This window comes from Bradyrhizobium sp. USDA 3262, assembly GCF_054060035.1.
The window spans coordinates 6,972,329-6,990,335 of the sequence record NZ_JBSSCT010000001.1 but is presented as its reverse complement, the minus strand read 5'-3'; the positions used below and the strand labels follow the sequence as shown (position 1 = coordinate 6,990,335).

Genomic DNA, 18,007 nt, shown 5'->3' with positions numbered 1-18,007 from the left:
AAACGTCCGGGAGTTGACCATGCAGCGAACCAAGCCTCCGTTCCGCGCCGACGAGGTCGGCAGCCTGTTGCGGCCGCCGAAGATCAAGGAGGCGCGCGCCAGATTGGAGAAGGGCGAGATCTCGGCCGACGAGCTGCGCAAGGTCGAGGACATGGAAATCGAGAAGGTCGTGCACAAGCAGGCCTCGGTCGGCCTGAAGCTTGCTACCGACGGCGAGTTCCGCCGCTCCTGGTGGCATTTCGATTTCCTCAGCCATCTGACCGGCTGTGAGCTGTTCCATCCCGATATGGGCATCCAGTTCGCGGGCGTGCAGACCCGGCACGACGCCATCAGGGTGATCGGCAAGCTGGATTTCTCCGATCATCACCCGATGCTCGATCACTTCCGCTTCCTGAAGAAGTACGCCGACCAGGCGCATGTCACGCCGAAGATGACGATCCCCTCGCCGGCGGTGCTGCATTTCCGCGGCGGCCGCAAGCTGATCTCGAAGGAAGTCTATCCGGACCTCGAGGAATTCTATCAGGATCTCGGCAAGACCTACCGCAAGGCGGTCAAGGCGTTCTACGATGCCGGCTGCCGCTATTTGCAATTCGACGACACGGTGTGGGCCTATCTGTGCTCGCAGGAGGAATTGCAGAAGTCGCGCGACCGCGGCGACAATCCGGACGGTTTGCAGGAGATCTACGCCCGCGTCATCAACTATGCGATCGCCGACCGTCCGTCCGACATGGTGATCACGACCCATGTCTGCCGCGGCAATTTCCGCTCGACCTGGATCTCCTCCGGCGGCTACGAGCCGGTCGCCGAGACCCTGCTCGCCGGCACGAATTACGACGGCTACTTCCTCGAATATGATTCCGACCGCGCCGGCGGCTTCGAGCCGCTGCGCTTCCTGCCCAAGGGCAACAAGGTCGTGGTGGTCGGCGTCATCACCTCGAAGTTCGGCGAGCTCGAGCAGAAGGACGACATCAAGCGGCGGCTGGAGGAGGCATCCAAATTTGCCCCGATCGAGCAGCTCGCGGTGTCGCCGCAATGCGGCTTTGCCTCGACCGAGGAAGGCAACATCCTCTCCGAGGAAGAGCAGTGGGCCAAGCTGCGGCTCGCGGTCGAGGTCGCGAACGAGGTGTGGGGGAAGTGACGCGCTAGCGTCATTCCGGGATGGTGCGCGAGCACCAGGCCCGGAATCTCGAGATTCCCCGGGGCACAATTGCGCCCCTGAGGTTCGACGCTGCGCGTCGCCCCGGAGTGACGCTGTCCCGTCGCACCATCATTGCTCCGCCAGGTAGACCTCGCCGAGCAGCGACGAGTTCGACCACGGCACCTGCTTGCCCTTGGTCGCGGCGACGACCTCGGCGCGGACCCGCGTCAGCATCTGCTGCACCTCGAGGCCGGGCGTGCCGACATGGCGCGACAGCGCCGCCGAGAACGGGCTGTTGGCGCCTTCGCCGTCGAGCGCGACCTGGCCCGGCGCGGTCGCAAACGCGATCAGCGTGCCGGCGCCGAGCGTCGAGCCCGATCCAAGCGAGGCGGGCGCGGCAAGGCCGGAGCCCGCTTCGATGCCGCGGCTTGGACCTGCGGAGGCGAGCTGCGGCGCCATCGGATTGTTGCGGCAGGCATCGAGGATCAGGATGTTGGTGCGGATCTGGTCGTCGAGCCCGGCCATGATGGTGTCCATGTCGACCATCGCGTCGGTGGCGCGGCTGCCCGGCTTGAACTCGATGTCGACCGGCACGAGATAGTTGCGGCCGTCGACCTGCACGCCATGACCGGCATAGTAGACCACGGCAATCTGCGACCGCGCCGCCTCGCGCAGGAAATCGTTGATCGTCTTCTGCATCGTGCCGCGATCGAGATCGAGCCCCTCGGAGACGGTGAAGCCGATGTCGCGCAGGCTCCTGGCGATGGCGCGCGCATCGTTGGGCGGATTGGGCAGCGCCTTGACATGCGCGTAGGCGCCGTTGCCGATCACCAGCGCAACGCGCCGGCCGGTTGCTGCCGCCGGGGGCGGCGCGGCGGGCGGGGCCGGTGCCGTGACGGAAGCGGCCGGTGGCGCGGCCGGGCTGCTCTCGGCGGCCGGCGCCGCCGCGGTCTTGCGCGGTGCTGCGTCGGCCTCCTTGAGCAGCGCGAGCCGTACCTTCGCGGTGGCCTGGTTGGCCTTGCTGCCGGCATCGGATGCCACGCCTTCGAGCACCGAGGCGTAATCTTCCTTGGCATGCGCAGCATCACCCTTCGCTTCATAGCTGAGGCCGCGCTGGGTATAGGCCGAGATCAGCACGCTGCCGGGCGGCGTCATGATGTTGACGGGCGCCTTGGCCTTGGCGAGCCGGATTGCCTCCGTCGTGTCCGCAATCGCGCGCTCGATCTCGCCCTTGGCGCGCCAGATCACGGCGCGGCTGATCAGCGGCTGCGGCAGCGACGGGTCGATCCTGACCGCCTCGTTGATGTCTGCGAGCGCGCCATCGAGATCGCCGAGTGCCCGCTTCGAGGCGCCGCGGTTCTGATAGGAGAAGGCTGACTTCGGACCGGCCTTGATCGCAGCGTCATAGTCGGCGATCGCCTTGGCGTAGTCGCCCTTGCTGCGATAGGCGTTGCCGCGATTGTGGAAGATGATGCCGCTCGGCGGCCCCATGCGCAGCGCATCGTTGAAGTCGGCGATCGCGATGTCGTACTCGCCCTTGTCGAAATAGGCCGAGCCCCGGAGATTGTAGACGGCGGTGCTAGGCTTCAGGCGCAGCGCCTCGGTGGCGTCGGATATCACCTGGGCATAGTTGCCCTTCTTGTTCCAACCGACCGCGCGCCAGAAATAGATGGTCGCGAGCTTCTCGCCGGAAAACACCTTCAGCGCGATGATCTTGGTGCAGGCGTCGATCATCTGGTCGGCCGGCGTGGTCTCGGTCGTGCAGAGCGGGCCGAGCTGGGAGCGCGCCTGGGCGAAACAGGGCGCCGACCAGAGCAGAGCGGCCAGGAGGGCGGGGATCAGGAGCAGGCGGCGCATCGGTCATCCGGGGGTAAAGCCGTCATGGCGATCGACGACGGCAGGGCGGTCCAAGAGACGGTCCAGGGGGGCGGTCCTGACTGTTTGGTGATCGGGCAGCAGAGGGGGGTTCAACTGGTGGGAAAATGGTGATAACACGCTGTCAGTCATCACTTCTGCCCACTTCCGTCCCACTCGCCGCTGCCCACCCCAGGCGCCATGAAGAACGACGAAATCCTCAGCCAGATCACGGATTTCTGCCGCCGCTCCGACATGGCGGAGACGACGTTCGGCCGCCGTGCCGTCAATGACGGCAAGCTGGTGTACCGGCTGCGCGAGGGCAAGCGCATCACCATCGATACGCTCGACCGCATCAACGCCTTCATCGCGACCTCGACGCCGGGCGGCGTGGCGCCGCCGCGCGGCCTCGTGGTGCCGCCGGAAAAGCGCGATCCACGGGGCAATTTCCGGTTCTTCGAGAACCGCCAGCGCTATTTGCTGTTCGTCCACACCTGCAGCGAGAAGCGGGTGATCGCCGACCGGGTTGCGCTGGAATTGGCGGCCATCCACCCGCGGCCGCCGGCGCTGCGGGTGTTCGATGCCGGAATGGGCGACGGCACCGTGCTGGCGCGGGTCCTGCGCGCCATGCATGGCCGCTTCCCACATATGCCGTTCTATGTCGCCGGCAAGGAACTGAGCCTCGAGGACGTCCGCCTCACCCTCGACAAGGTCCCTGATCGCCTGTTCGAGCATCCGGCCAGCGTCTTCGTGTTCACCAACATGTATTACGCCGAGGCGCCCTGGCTGACGCCGAAGAACTCCGCGGCGGCTGCCAGCATGATCTGGCACGAGGTAGCCCTGCGGGGCGCTTCCTCGGGCGAATTCGAGGCGCAAATCGCCGAACTCGGTCCATTCCTGGAGCAGAACTGGCGCGCCAATCTCAGCCCCGGCAATGCGATGCCGATCTATGAGCGGCCGGTGGCGCTGGTCCTGTACCGGGACGATCACCGGTTTCTGCTCGATTCCATCATTCCGCGGGCCGGCCGCACCGAAGCCAATTTCGATCTTGTGATCGCCTCGCAACCCTACCGTGCTAAATCCTCGGTGAACTTCCGCGCCAAGCGGATCATCGCGCCGCTGGCCCGCGCGCTGCGCGGCGGCGGACGGCTGATAGGAATCCACTCCCACGGCGGCGACCCCGGACTTGAAATCATTCAAGCGGTCTGGCCCGGAGAAAATCCTTTCGCCGTCAGCCGTCATGAGATACTGCGCGCGGTGAAATACGAACTGGGCTCCGCCGGACGCGAGCTGAACTTCAACGCCTACGCCGATAACCGTTCGATCTTCCGATATGATATGGAAGCGCTGCCCAATGAGGTAACCGGCTCGATCGGAACCTCGACGGCCTTTGCTGCGTGGAATGCGGCGGTGTATGTCGCGCAGATCGAAGATGAGCGGCTGACCGAAACGACCGAAAACGGACGAGCTCTCGAAGCCACACGCGAAGTTCTCCGCAAACACAACGGGCTGTGGTTCTACGACGAATCCTACGTCATCTCGCGGCGACGAGACTGACATGCCGGGGACATATTCACCAACCAACGTCGGACTTCGACTTAACAAGGGGTTTGCTTGATGCGCGCGTCTTACCTGTTCACCAGCGAGTCGGTCTCGGAAGGCCATCCGGACAAGGTCTGTGATCGTATTTCGGATGAGATCGTCGATCTGTTCTATCGCGAGGGACCGAAAGCGGGCATCGACCCGTGGCAGATCCGCGCGGCGTGCGAGACGCTCGCGACCACCAACAAGGTGGTGATCGCCGGCGAAACGCGCGGCCCGAGCTCGGTCACCAACGACCACATCGAGAGCGTGGTTCGCTCTGCAATCAAGGACATCGGCTACGAGCAGGACGGCTTCCACTGGAAGAACTGCGACATCGAGATCCTGCTGCATCCGCAGTCGGCCGACATCGCGCAGGGCGTCGACGCGCTGCAGCCGGGCGAGCTCAAGGAAGAGGGTGCCGGCGACCAGGGCATCATGTTCGGTTACGCCACCAACGAGACGCCGGACCTGATGCCGGCGCCGATCTTCTACGCCCACAAGATCCTGCGGCTGATCTCCGAAGCGCGCCACTCCGGCCGCGAGAAGGTGCTGGGTCCGGACTCCAAGAGCCAGGTCACGGTGCAGTACGAGAACGGCAAGCCGGTCGGCGTCCGCGAGATCGTGGTCTCGCACCAGCATCTGGTCGAGGACCTGTCGTCCAAGCAGATCCGCGACATCGTCGAGCCCTATGTCCGCGAGGCGCTGCCGAAGGAGTGGATCAGCGACAAGACGATCTGGCACATCAATCCGACCGGCAAGTTCTTCATCGGCGGTCCCGACGGCGACTCCGGCCTGACCGGCCGCAAGATCATCGTCGACACCTATGGCGGCGCGGCTCCGCATGGCGGCGGCGCGTTCTCCGGCAAGGATCCGACCAAGGTCGACCGCTCGGCGGCCTATGCCGCGCGCTATGTCGCCAAGAACATCGTCGCGGCCGGTCTCGCCGACCGCTGCACGCTGCAGCTCGCCTATGCGATCGGCGTGGCGCGTCCGCTGTCGATCTACATCGACACCCACGGCACCGGTAAGGTGTCGGAGGATCAGCTCGAGAAGGCGGCGGCCAAGGCGATGGATCTGACGCCGCGCGGCATCCGCAGCCATCTCGATCTCAACCGCCCGATCTACGCGCGCACCTCGGCCTACGGTCATTTCGGCCGCACGCCCGACAATGAGGGTGGCTTCTCCTGGGAGAAGACCGATCTCGTCGAGCAGCTGAAGCGCGCGCTCTGACGCTCTTGCCTCGCACCGCTTGCGGGGAGAGCGTAGGCCGCCTTCGGCGGCCGTACTTGAAGAGAACGCCAAAGCATAGCTTCGGCTATGCACGAAGCGGCGGGTGAGGGGGACTCTCCGCGAGTTCGTCTCGTGGGTAGAGCCCCTCACCCCAGCCCTCTCCCCGTAAGAACGGGGAGAGGGAGAAGATCGTGCCACATCGCGTTCCGCTCGCTTTGTTGCTGACACGCTGAATTCACTCATTAGGAAACCGACATGAACGCCCCCACGAAGCCCGGCTTCACCGACTACATCGTCAAGGACATTGCGCTCGCCGATTTCGGCCGCAAGGAGATCTCGCTGGCCGAGACCGAGATGCCCGGCCTGATGGCCACCCGCGAGGAGTATGGCCCCAAGCAGCCGCTGAAGGGCGCGCGCATCGCGGGCTCGCTGCACATGACGATCCAGACCGCGGTGCTGATCGAGACGCTGGCCGCGCTCGGCGCCGACATCCGCTGGGTCTCCTGCAACATCTACTCGACCCAGGATCACGCCGCCGCCGCGATCGCCGCCGCCGGCATTCCGGTGTTCGCCGTCAAGGGCGAGACGCTGACTGAGTACTGGGACTACACCGCGAAGCTGTTCGATTGGCACGGCGGCGGCACGCCGAACATGATCCTCGATGACGGCGGCGACGCCACCATGCTGGTGCATGCCGGCTACCGCGCCGAGCAGGGCGACACCGCCTTCCTCGACAAGCCGGGCTCCGAGGAAGAGGAGATCTTCTACGCGCTGGTCAAGCGCCTCCTGAAGGAGAAGCCGAAGGGCTGGTTCGCCGAGATCGCCAAGAACATCAAGGGCGTCTCGGAAGAGACCACCACGGGCGTGCATCGCCTCTACGAGATGGCCAACAAGGGCACGCTGCTGTTCCCGGCGATCAACGTCAACGACAGCGTCACCAAGTCGAAGTTCGACAACCTCTATGGCTGCCGCGAGTCGCTGGTCGACGGCATCCGCCGCGGCACCGACGTGATGCTGTCGGGCAAGGTCGCGATGGTCGCCGGTTTCGGCGACGTCGGCAAGGGCTCGGCCGCCTCGCTGCGCCAGGCCGGCTGCCGCGTCATGGTCTCCGAGGTCGATCCGATCTGCGCGCTGCAGGCGGCGATGGAAGGCTATGAGGTCGTGACCATGGAAGACGCGGCGCCGCGCGCCGACATCTTCGTCACCGCCACCGGCAACAAGGACATCATCACCATCGAGCACATGCGCGCGATGAAGGATCGCGCCATCGTCTGCAACATCGGTCACTTCGACAACGAGATTCAGATCGCCTCGTTGCGCAATCTGAAGTGGACCAACATCAAGCCGCAGGTCGACGAGATCGAATTCCCCGACAAGCACCGCATCATCATGCTGTCGGAAGGCCGGCTGGTGAACCTCGGCAATGCGATGGGCCACCCGTCCTTCGTGATGTCGGCCTCCTTCACCAACCAGACGCTGGCGCAGATCGAGCTGTTCGCCAACAACAAGGACAGCAAGTACGCCAAGAAGGTCTACGTGCTGCCGAAGACGCTGGACGAGAAGGTCGCCCGCCTGCACCTCGCCAAGATCGGCGTCAAGCTGACCGAGCTGCGCAAGGACCAGGCCGACTATATCGGCGTCAAGCAGGAAGGTCCGTACAAGTCGGATCACTACCGCTACTGATCCGCGGTCATCGCGAGCGATGAAGTGAAGAGCCCCGGCAAGGTCCGGGGCTTTTTGCTGGGCTGACTTGCAGGCGCCTCTCCATTCGTCAGGGCGACACCGATTGTGCGGCGCGGCCTGCATCTACAAGCCGTCGTCCCGGCGAAGGCCGGGACCCATACGCCGCGGCGGATGTTGTCGGCGGGACTCGTCATTCCAGCATCGCACAACAATGAACTTCGGTGGTTATGGGTCCCGGCCTTCGCCGGGACGACGATGAGGATGGTTCTGGGTTCATGATGTCAGCCAAGCTCTCGGTGTAATCACCCGCGCATGCGCATGAGAGAGCGGCTGAACACTCTGATCACTTCACCGCAATATCGACACCCCGCGCCGTGCCGTGCCCCAGCTGCCGCGAGATATCGCCCGCGTAGCCCCGCAACGCGACGGCGATCGCACTGTCCCAGCTGGCGTCGAAGGTGCCTTCCGGCCCCATCGCGGTGATGACCAGCGCGACGTGGCCGGCGTGATCGAACACCGGCGCGGCGAAGGCGTTGACGCCGGGCAGCGGATCGCCGATCGCCCGTGCCAGCCCGCGGCTGCGGACCTCGGCGAGGATCTCGGCTGTCTTCGCGTCCGCCGGCGGACGTTTCGGATTGTAGCCGACGCCGAGGCGATCGAGGCCGCTCTCGAGCGCGGTCCTGATCGCGTTCGGCGGCATGAAGGCGGCGAAGGCGCGGCCGGTCGCGGTCTCGAGCAGCGCCACCACCGATCCGACGCGCATCGCGATATGCACCGGATGGCTCGGCTCCTCGAGCCGTACCACGGTCGCGCCGTGGGTGCCCCAGACCGACAGCGACACCGCGTGATTGATGCTGTCGGCGAGCGCTGCGATCCGCGGCGTTGCGATCCGCACCGCGGACTGCCGGCGCAGGCTGATCAGGCCGAGCTCGAGCGCCAGCGCCCCGATCTCGTAGCGGCCGGTGGTCTCGTCCTGCTCGATCAGGCCGATGCGGGAAAAGCTGACCAGATAGGGATGCGCCTTGGCCGGCGGCATGCCGGCTTCGCGCGCGAGATCGCGCAGCATCATCGGTTCGCCGCTGCGGGCCAGCGCGCGGAGCAATTCTCCGCCGACCTCGATCGACTGTATGCCGCGGCTCTCTCTCGTCATGTGGCCCTGTTGGCGTTCCGGGTTCGCAATTAGCAGGAAACCTTGCCGTCCGCGAGACGCGAGGTGGCACATCAATCCTGGCGCATCAAATCCGTCTTCTCCTCCGTCATCCTGAGGAGCCGCGAAGCGGCGTCTCGAAGGATGCACGGCCACAGTCGGAGGCCGTCGATCCTTCGAGACGGCCGCGCTGCGGCCTCCTCAGGATGACGGGACTCTCGCCGTGCTGCTGCCTTCTGAGCCAGCAATGTGCTTGCCCGCGATGTAGCCGAAGGTCAGCGCGGGCCCGAGCGTGATGCCGGCGCCGGGATAGTTGCCGCCCATGATGCTCGCCATGTCGTTGCCGGCGGCATAGAGGCCGGCGATCGGCTGGCCGTCGGCGTCAAGCGCGCGGGCATTGGCGTCGGTTCTTATGCCGGCATAGGTGCCGAGATCGCCGATCACCATCTTGATGGCGTAGAACGGACCGTGCTGGATCGGCGCGATGCAGGGATTGGGCCCGTGCAGCGCATCGCCCTGGTAGCGGTTATAGGCGCGCGAGCCCTTGCCGAAGGCGGGATCGCGGCCCTCCGCCGCAGTGCTGTTGAACTCCGCGACGGTCGCCTCGAGCGCCTTGGCGTCGATGCCGGCCTGCGCGGCGAGCTCCGTCAGCGTCGCGCCGCGCTTGAGATAGCCGGTCTTCAGATGATGGCCGAGCGGCATCGGGCGCGGCGGCACGCAGCCGAGGCCGTATTTGCGCAGCGTCTCGTGATCGCAGATCAGATGCGCCGCGATCTCCTCGCCGGGCCTCGCCGCCTTGATCATCGCCTGCACGAAGTCGTGGTAGGAATTGCCTTCATTGGCAAAGCGCCTGCCGTCGGCCATCACCGCGATCACGCCCGGCTTGGCACGATCGATGAAATGCGGCATCACGCCCTTCGAGCCGTCCTTGCGCGTCGTGACCGAGACCGGCACCCAGGCCGCGGCATTCGGCAGCGAGTCGTCGACGCGGCCGCCGGCGGATTCCGCAAGGCGCAAGCCGTCGCCGGTATTGCCGACAGGGCCCGGCGAGTAATGCTCTTTTCCAGTAGGGGCATGCGGAAACATCTTCTGCCGTCGCGCGACGTCGTGCGGAAAACCGCCGCAGGCGAGCACCACGCCACGCTTCGCGTTGACGCGGATCGTGCGCCCTTCACGCACGACGATTGCGCCATGCACCGCGCCGTTCTCGACGATCAATTCGCGCACCGGCGAGTTGAGCCAGAGCGGGATCTTGAGGTCGAAAGCGGATTTCGCCAGCCGTCCGGCGAGCGCGTTGCCGTTGGTCAGCGTCATGCCGCGGCCGTTGCGCATCACGTCGATGGCGTGTTTCGACAACCGTTTGGCGACATAGGCCGCCGAGGTCAGCGATCTCGTCGCGCGCATGAAATGCACGATCTCCTTGCCGGAGCCGAGCATCATGCCGAACACGGTGAGCTCGGGCAGGGGGCTGCCGAGATCCTTGAGGGCGTCGCCGAGCTCGTGGGCGTCGAACGGCCGCGTCACCATCGAGCGGCCGCCCTGCGCGCCGCCCGGCGCTTCCGCATGATAGTCCGGGAAGGTCAGCGGCATGTCGAAGCGCACCGCGGTGCTGGTGGTGAAGAAGTCGACCGCCTTCGGCCCCTCGGTCAGGAACGCATCGACGCGGGCGGCGTCAAAGCTGTTGCCGGCCTCATGGCGCAGATAGGTTTTGGCCTGATCGGGGCTCTCCTCGATGCCCCAGGCCTTGGCCAGCGAGGTGCCGGGAATCCACAACCAGCCGCCGGAGCGCGCGGTGGTGCCGCCGAACCGCGGCTCCTTCTCGACCACCAGGACCTTGAGGCCGTGATCGCCGGCGGTGACCGCCGCCGACAGCCCGGCGCAGCCGGAGCCGACGACCAGCGCGTCGCAATGATACGTTTCCTGGGTTTCTTCGTTGGCCACGCGATCGATCCTATTTCTTGAGCAGCGGGCACTTCGACTCGGAGACCGGACGATAGGCGTCCTCGCCCTTCACCGTCTTGACGATGTCGAGATAATCCCACGGCTCCTTGGATTCCGAAGGCTTCTTCACCTTCGCCAGATACATGTCGCGGATCACGCGGCCGTCCTCGCGCAGCTTGCCGCCATGCACGAAGGTGTCCTCGATCGGCAGCTCGCGCATCTTGGCCATCACCGCCTTCGGATCGTCGGTGCCGGCGGCCTGGATCGCCTTGAGATAATGCAGCACCGAGCCGTAGACGCCGGTCTGGATCATGGTCGGCATCACATTGGCGCGGGCGTAGAACTTCTTCGACCAGGCGCGCGTTTTCTCGTCCATGTTCCAGTACGATGCCGTCGTCATGTAGGTGCCCTGCGCGGCGTTGAGCCCGATTGCATGCACGTCGGTGTCGAACATCAGAAGGCCGACCAGCTTCTGGCCGCCCTGCACGAGGCCGAACTCGCCGGACTGCTTGATCGAATTGTCGGTGTCCTGGCCGGCGTTGGCGAACGCCACCACGTCGGCCTTCGAGCTCTGCGCCTGCAGCGCAAAGGAGGAGAAGTCGGCGGTGTTGGTCGGATGCTTGACGCCGCCGAGCACCTTGCCGCCCATCTCGTTGATGAAGCGCGTCGCGTCCTTCTCGAGCTGCTGGCCGAAGGCGTAATCCGCGGTGACGAAGAACCAGGACTTGCCGCCTTCCTTGATCACGGCCGAGGCCGTCACCTTGGATAGCGCGTAGGTGTCGTAGGCGAAATGCACCGTGTTGGGGCTGCACAATTCGTCGGTCAGCGAGCTCGCGCCGGGGCCGGAGAGGAGCGCGATCTTGTTGCGCTCGCGCACCATGTTGTGCACGGCGATCGCGATGCCGGAATTCGGGATGTCGACGACCGCGTCGACCTTGCCGTTATCGAACCAGCCGCGCGCGATCTGCACGCCGACATCGGTCTTCATCTGGTGGTCGGCGGAGATGATCTCGATCGGCTTGCCGAGCACGGTGGGGCCGAATTCCTCCACCGCCATCCTGGCTGCCTCGACCGAGCCCGGGCCCGAATTGTCGCGTCCCCAGCTCGACAGGTCGGTCAGCACCCCGATGCGCACGACGTCATCGGAAACCTGGGCGTGAGCGGCCGTGGTCATCGCCGCGACAATGGCTGCCGCCAAAAACTGTCTCATCATTCCTCCCTTTGGATGTCCGCGCTCTTCGGCGGGTCATCTCAGGATTAGGAATTGTCTAATCAGTTTGTCAATGGCGAATTAAGTGTGTGAATAGTGTCACAAAGTTGGCGCCCGTGCGGCGCGGCGCTTCACATTTGGTGAGCGAACGCTTACATGGCTCGTCCGGGACGGCACCGCGGCAAGGCTTCCGGCTCATTTGCCAGACCGCGCCGCAGTGCCAAGTCACTATGAAACAGGGGAATTTTCGCGGACGGCGACGCGTTTCGCCGCCCGGACCGGGCCACCCGTGAAGGGCAAGGCTCCTGCGGGGCGGGGCATGAAGGGCGTCGGCGGGCAGCGATCATAGACGGATCATGTTGAGACAGCTCTTCGCGCCGCAGCTCGTCATTCTTTACGTGCTGGTGGTCTCTACGCTCTACGTTCACTTCCGCGGCAAGCAGCGGTTGCGCTTCGCCCGCCAGCTCGGCGATCACTCGACCTACCTCGCGCCCTACAATGTGCTGATGTATGCCGGCTCCGCGGTATCAAACACGCCGGTGATTCCGGTCGAGCAGTTTCCCGAGCTCAAGAAGCTCTCCGACAATTGGGAGACGATCCGCGACGAGGCCACGCGCCTGTTCGACGAGGGCTTCATCCGCGCCGCGGCCAAGAACAACGACTGGGGCTTCTATTCCTTCTTCAAGAGCGGCTGGAAGCGCTTCTATCTGAAATGGTACGACGACTTCCTGCCCTCGGCGCGGACGCTGTGCCCGAAGACGGTGGAGCTGCTCAACTCGATCCCGAACGTGCATGGCGCGATGTTCGCGATGCTGCCGCCGGGCGGCAAGCTTGGGGCGCACCGCGATCCCTTCGCCGGCTCGTTGCGCTATCACCTTGGCCTGGTGACGCCGAACTCGAAACAGTGCCGCATCCTCGTCGACGGCGTCGAATGCGTCTGGCGCGACGGCGAGGCCTTCATGTTCGACGAGACCTTCATCCACAGCGCCGAGAACAAGACCGACGTCAACCGCATCATCCTGTTCTGCGACGTCGAGCGCCCGATGAAGTACGGCTTCATGACGGCGATGAACCGCTGGGTCAGCCACAACATCGTCAAGGCGTCGGCCACCCAGAACGTCGACGGCGAGCATGTCGGCGCGCTGAACAAGGTGTTCGGCAAGCTCTACGAGGTCCATCTCGCCAGCCGCAAGGTGAAGGAGTGGAATCGGAACGTGTATTACACGCTCAAATATTCCGCGACCGCGCTGATCCTCGGCCTGATCGTAATGTCGGCGTTGCATTGATCGCGGCGTTGCCGCGCTGAAAAGCAGAGCCCTGGAGCAATCCGGGGCTTTTGCCTTTTTTGGGCGTGTAGTGATGCGTGACGTCCGCTCGCAGGAGCAACAGCGATATGTGCGCCGGACTTGAGTGTGTTGCGCTTTTGACGCAAACGAGATCTCAAGCGAGAGCCGCCGTGGCAGTGGCGCGGATATTGCCTTTCTGTTCGGGGTGCGCTGGCACAGTCTTAAATCGTCCGTAAGGTGGCTTGGAGTCTCATGCAAGGCCAAACACAGGGAAATCTGAAGTACCCGGAATCGACGCTGCTCAAGTCGTCTGATGGTTTGGGCTGGTCCACAATATCTGCCGACCTTCGAACACACCGCAGCTGGCAGGGGCAGCCTACTGCCCTTGCGTCGCACGTCGAAGTGACCGTTGCAGTCCGTGGTTCGGACGAAGCCGTTGCGACCTGCAAGGTGGCCGGAAAATGGCACCCGGTGCCGTTGCAGACAGGGACAATCTGGCTCAATCCGGTCGGAGCCAAGGCCGACGAAATCCGTATCTCCGCGAGCGAGGTGCGCGCCCTGCACTTATATGTGCCCACTTCGGCATTTGCGCGGCTAAGTCATGATTACAATCTGCCCCTACTGCCTGGCAATTCGGTCCGCTATTCATCCGGTGTGCAGGATGAAGTGATCAGGCAGATCGGGCTGTCGATGCTGTCGGAGATGGAATGCCCGACCGCGGCGGGGCGCATGCTGGCGGAAACCTCGTCATTCTTCCTCGCTGCGCGGCTCATGCAAGCGCACGCCGAGTCCATGATCGCCGGCGGCGTGTCGGTCTCCGCTCAACGTTTGGAAAATGGCAGGCTGAAGCGCGTGCTCGCCTACGTCGAAGAGCATATCGATGACGACGTTACGGTAACTGAACTCGCCGACGTCGCTTGTCTCAGCGTCTTTCATTTTACTCGGGCGTTCGCTGCGGCAATGGGGGTGCCTCCGCATCGTTACGTCAGCCAGCGCCGCCTCGAGGCGGCGAAGGCGTTGCTAGCGACGAACAGGTCGTCTCTGAGCGAAATCGCACTAAAGTCCCGGTTCTCCTCGCAATCGAGTTTTACGCGTGCCTTCAAAAGGGCGACCGGCGTCACGCCGGCGGAGTACCGGCAAAAAGCACGATAGCGGCGCTGCGCAGCAAGATCGGTCAAAACAACAGCAGGCACGGGACAGACGCAGGGGAAGCTGCTTCCTAATGTTGGCTGAGGCCTGCTCTCGTCCGGATGGGGTGACCAGGCTCCACAGACGAACAGACGGAGCTCTCCCTTGAGCCGAATTGCGAAACTCGCAGCCTTGATTATCGGAGCAAATCTCGTGACCCACGTTGCCGCAGCGGCGCCCGACGCCGCGATCGACCCGCGGATTGATCCTCAGATTCGGTCCTTCCTCGCCAAGATCAACAAGGACGGAAGTCCCTTCTGGGAACTGCCGCAGCCGAAGCCGCAGGAGATTCTATCCGGTCTCCAATCGCAAACCGCCGTCGATATGTCCGGCGTCACGACGACCGAACGGACGATCAGTCAGGACGGCCGCACGGTGAAGCTGTTCATTATGAAGCCAGAGCACGTCGGAGAAAAGCCGGGCGTGCTGCTTTTCATCCATGGCGGCGTCTGGATCGTCGGTAACTTCCAGAACCACCAGCGCCTCTTGCGTGACCTTGTCGTCGGTTCGGGCCAGATTGGTGTGTTCGTCGAGTACACGCCGCTTCCGTCGGCGAAGTTTCCGACACAGCTGGAGGAATGCTATGCCGCGCTGAAATGGGTTGCCGCGCATGCAGGTGAGTTTGGCGCGGATGGCAGCCGCATTGCGGTGGCCGGCAATTCCGTCGGCGGCAACATGACCGCCGCGCTTACTCTGATGGCGAAGGACCGCAACGGACCCAAGGTCGGTTACCAGATACTCTTTGTTCCGGCGACCGACGCGAGCGTCGATACCGAGTCGTACCGCGAATATGGAACCGGACGCTTCCTGGCGCGCGCCTTCATGAAATATGGCTGGGACCTCTATGCACCGGACGCTCGGACCCGAGACAATCCCTATGTCTCGCCGCTCCGCGCCAGCATCGATCACCTCAAGGGCCTGCCACCCGCGCTCGTGATCACCGCTGAGAACGATCCTCTGCGCGACGAGGGTGAAGCCTACGCGCGCAAGCTAAAGCAGGCAGGCGTCAGCGTCGATGCGGTTCGTTACAACGGGACTATCCACGACTTCATGCTGCTGAACGCCCTGCGCCATGAGCCCTCCACCGAGGCGGCGATCGAGCAAGCCAATGTGGGCGTGCGCCAGCGCCTTCAGCCCTTGGCGAACTAGCGGGTCCGATCACGACGCGGCGGCTAAGGCCGCCGCGTCCAAGACCCCCCGGAGCGAGCTCCGAGGCTTGTTTTCCGGGACGCATACTGAGAAGTGCGCGATGTCCGAAGTCCAGGACTTATGGCGGGGATGCGCTCATAACTTGAGCAGATCAACCATTGCTACTAACCGGACAGGTGAGGTTGTGCAGAGCACTGCAGCACGGTCCGAAGTGCGGGCGTGAGGAGCGAAACGGCCAGGATCAGTCGCGTTCGAAGACCTTGGCGCCGGGGTAGACGCGCCGGGCGTACGCGACGACCCACTCCCGGTCCTGCGTCTCCACGAATGGAGTTCGGATCTTGCACGACCCGACGATGAGGTGCCACAGGCCGTTCAGCTTCTGAATGTTGACGATCATTTGAGTGTTCCTTGAACAACCCGCATGCGTGACGGTCTTGCTATTCACGAATCGGAGCAGTGATCCTGATCACAGATTCGGGAGCACAACTCGCGCCCTCTGTAGAACGAGGATCGCTACTGTTAGTCGCGCCTCCGCAGAGTGAAGTTCGGAGCTATTTGTGCGTCCGCTAGAGTAGCCCCGAGCATAAAATGGCCTCTCCATCGCTCAATTGTACGAGCGTCAGCACAGGTCATGACAAGGAATAGAGAAGTTATACCAACGTATGTCTGTCCGCAGGCGTAGCGGGAGTGGGTTGCCGGAGCCTGGACGACCGTTCATCGCCTCTTAGCCAACATTGCGCTTGGCAAGCACGACGCCCTTCGCTCTCGATCCGTTACACTGAAGTGATACAGTTGCATCTGGCGTTTCGCATTGAGGGGACCTTGTCATGTCGGAGTCATCAGGAGCTTTTGCGACCACTGCGCTGAGCGGCTACGAGCTGCTGGCCGATCCGCAGCTGAACAAGGGTACGGCGTTCTCCGAGGCCGAGCGCGAGGCGTTCGATCTGCACGGCCTGCTGCCGCCCAATATTCTGACGCTGGACGAACAGGTCTCGCGCCGCCTCGAGGCGCTCCGCAGCTTTGAGACCGACATCGAGCGCTATGCCTTTCTGCGCGAGCTGCAGGACACCAACGAGACGCTGTTCTACGCGCTCCTGGTCGGCAACCTGGAAGAGCTGTTGCCGATCGTCTACACGCCGACCGTCGGCGAGGGCTGCCAAAAATTCAGTCGGCTGTTCCGCAAGCCGCGCGGGCTGTTCCTCAGCATCCCGCATCAGCACCGGATCGACCGCATTTTCGCCCATCCGCGCTTCGATCACGTCGAGGCGATTGTGGTCACCGACGGCGAGCGCATCCTCGGCCTCGGCGACCAGGGCGCCGGCGGCATGGGCATCCCGATCGGCAAGCTCGCGCTCTACACCGGCTGCGGCGGCCTGCATCCGGCGACGACACTGCCGATCATGCTCGACGTCGGCACCGACAATCCCGATTGCCTCGCCGATCCGCTCTATATCGGCTGGCGCAACGAGCGCGTCCGCGGCCAGGCTTATGACGACTTCATCGAGGCGTTCGTCGCGGCGGTCGTGAAGCGCTGGCCGCGCGTCTTGCTGCAATGGGAGGATTTCGCCAAGAACAACGCGACGCGCATGCTCGAGCGCTATCGCGACCGGCTCTTGACCTTCAACGACGACATTCAGGGCACCGCGGCGGTGGCGACCGGCGCCTTGCTCTCCGCGATCAACGTCACCGGCGTGCCGCTCACCGAGCAGCGCGTCGCCGTGCTGGGCGCGGGCTCGGCCGGCTGCGGCATCGCCAGCCTGATCCGCGCCGCGATGGTCGATGCCGGCCTGCCGGAGAGCGAGGCGGCGAAGCGCTTCTTCATGGTCGACCGCGACGGGCTGCTGCTCGAGGGCATGAGCGGGCTCGCCCCGTTCCAGCTGCCGTTCGTGCAGAACAGGCAGGCGATCGCGAGCTGGCAGCTCAGCCATCCCGACAAGATCGCGCTGCTCGACGTCGTTCGCAACGCCAGGCCGACGGTGCTGATCGGCGTCTCCGGCCAGGCCGGCGCATTCTCCGAACCGATCGTCCGCGCGATGGCCGAATGCAACAAGCGGCCGGTGATCTTCCCGCTGTCCAACCCGACCTCGCGCGAGGAAGCGACACCGGTCGATATCGAGGCGTGGACCGAGGCGCGGGCGCTGATCGGCGTCGGCAGCCCGTTCCCGCCGATCATGCGCGACGGCGCGCGCTTCAAGGTCGACCAGACCAACAACTCCTACATCTTCCCGGGTGTCGGCGTCGGCGCGCTCGCGGTCGGTGCCAGCCGGGTCAGCGACGGCATGTTCATGGCCGCCGCCAAGGCGCTGGCCAGCGTCTCGCCGGCGCGCGACAACCCGAAGCACAATCTGCTGCCGCCGGTCAGCGCCTTGCGCGACGTCTCGCAGACCGTGGCGCTTGCGGTCGCGCTGCAGGCCCACAAGGAGGGATTGGCGAGGGATGTTCCGATCGACCAGGTCGAGGCGCGGATTCACGCCAAGGTCTGGACGCCGCGCTACGCGCCGTACCGCCGCAGCGATCGGGCTTAGAGCTCGGCGCGTCGGCGCGGCGCGATCCTCCGCGCCGCGCGCGGCCCCGCATCGGTCTGGCTACCTCCTGAT

13 protein-coding genes are annotated in these 18,007 nt (G+C 64.5%); 8 read left to right on the top strand and 5 right to left on the bottom strand.

What is annotated here, in order from left to right; genetic code table 11:
• Positions 1-19: 19 nt before the first annotated feature.
• On the top strand, positions 20-1,138 hold the full coding sequence (locus ACVWYP_RS33050) for a cobalamin-independent methionine synthase II family protein (protein ID WP_304496207.1): 1,119 nt from the start codon (positions 20-22) through the stop codon (positions 1,136-1,138).
• A 129-nt stretch (positions 1,139-1,267) separates the two neighbouring features.
• Here ACVWYP_RS33050 and ACVWYP_RS33045 read toward each other — a convergent pair whose 3' ends face one another.
• Complete coding sequence (locus tag ACVWYP_RS33045) at positions 1,268-2,995, bottom strand: caspase family protein (protein WP_304496206.1); 1,728 nt, start codon at positions 2,993-2,995, stop codon at positions 1,268-1,270.
• A gap of 198 nt (positions 2,996-3,193) precedes the next feature.
• Here ACVWYP_RS33045 and ACVWYP_RS33040 point away from each other — a divergent pair, with 198 nt between their 5' ends.
• From ACVWYP_RS33040 to ahcY, 3 genes are all read left to right on the top strand, one after another.
• The gene (locus ACVWYP_RS33040; protein ID WP_253639407.1) at positions 3,194-4,549 is read left to right on the top strand and encodes a hypothetical protein; all 1,356 of its coding nucleotides are present in this window, start codon (positions 3,194-3,196) and stop codon (positions 4,547-4,549) included.
• Between the two features lie 60 nt (positions 4,550-4,609).
• Positions 4,610-5,806, top strand: coding sequence for a methionine adenosyltransferase (metK, locus tag ACVWYP_RS33035; protein WP_304496205.1), 1,197 nt, complete (start codon positions 4,610-4,612; stop codon positions 5,804-5,806).
• A gap of 255 nt (positions 5,807-6,061) precedes the next feature.
• Entirely contained in the window at positions 6,062-7,489 is a 1,428-nt protein-coding gene (gene ahcY / locus ACVWYP_RS33030) for an adenosylhomocysteinase (protein ID WP_018272646.1), read from the top strand.
• A gap of 343 nt (positions 7,490-7,832) precedes the next feature.
• Here ahcY and ACVWYP_RS33025 read toward each other — a convergent pair whose 3' ends face one another.
• The 3 genes from ACVWYP_RS33025 to ACVWYP_RS33015 form a co-directional block, all read right to left on the bottom strand.
• Positions 7,833-8,639 carry an IclR family transcriptional regulator gene (locus ACVWYP_RS33025; protein WP_304496204.1) on the bottom strand — a complete coding sequence of 269 codons (807 nt, stop codon included), beginning with the start codon at positions 8,637-8,639 and terminating at the stop codon, positions 7,833-7,835.
• Positions 8,640-8,837: 198 nt separating this feature from the next.
• Complete coding sequence (locus tag ACVWYP_RS33020) at positions 8,838-10,577, bottom strand: FAD-dependent oxidoreductase (protein ID WP_304496203.1); 1,740 nt, start codon at positions 10,575-10,577, stop codon at positions 8,838-8,840.
• A gap of 10 nt (positions 10,578-10,587) precedes the next feature.
• A complete protein-coding gene (locus ACVWYP_RS33015; protein WP_439711107.1) occupies positions 10,588-11,790 on the bottom strand; it encodes an ABC transporter substrate-binding protein in 1,203 nt (400 codons plus the stop codon).
• A gap of 353 nt (positions 11,791-12,143) precedes the next feature.
• Here ACVWYP_RS33015 and ACVWYP_RS33010 point away from each other — a divergent pair, with 353 nt between their 5' ends.
• The 3 genes from ACVWYP_RS33010 to ACVWYP_RS33000 all read left to right on the top strand — a co-directional run bounded on the left by ACVWYP_RS33010 (position 12,144) and on the right by ACVWYP_RS33000 (position 15,410).
• On the top strand, positions 12,144-13,073 hold the full coding sequence (locus ACVWYP_RS33010; RefSeq protein ID WP_304496202.1) for an aspartyl/asparaginyl beta-hydroxylase domain-containing protein: 930 nt from the start codon (positions 12,144-12,146) through the stop codon (positions 13,071-13,073).
• A 252-nt stretch (positions 13,074-13,325) separates the two neighbouring features.
• A complete protein-coding gene (locus ACVWYP_RS33005) occupies positions 13,326-14,225 on the top strand; it encodes a helix-turn-helix domain-containing protein (protein WP_304496201.1) in 900 nt (299 codons plus the stop codon).
• Positions 14,226-14,366: 141 nt separating this feature from the next.
• Positions 14,367-15,410 (top strand): alpha/beta hydrolase, encoded by a 1,044-nt coding sequence (locus ACVWYP_RS33000; protein ID WP_304496200.1) that lies wholly within the window; start codon positions 14,367-14,369, stop codon positions 15,408-15,410.
• A gap of 241 nt (positions 15,411-15,651) precedes the next feature.
• Here ACVWYP_RS33000 and ACVWYP_RS32995 read toward each other — a convergent pair whose 3' ends face one another.
• Complete coding sequence (locus ACVWYP_RS32995) at positions 15,652-15,807, bottom strand: hypothetical protein (RefSeq protein WP_018272638.1); 156 nt, start codon at positions 15,805-15,807, stop codon at positions 15,652-15,654.
• A gap of 430 nt (positions 15,808-16,237) precedes the next feature.
• Between ACVWYP_RS32995 and ACVWYP_RS32990 the strand changes: the two genes are divergently transcribed.
• On the top strand, positions 16,238-17,935 hold the full coding sequence (locus ACVWYP_RS32990) for an NAD-dependent malic enzyme (RefSeq protein WP_453945932.1): 1,698 nt from the start codon (positions 16,238-16,240) through the stop codon (positions 17,933-17,935).
• The last annotated feature ends 72 nt before the right edge of the window (positions 17,936-18,007 follow it).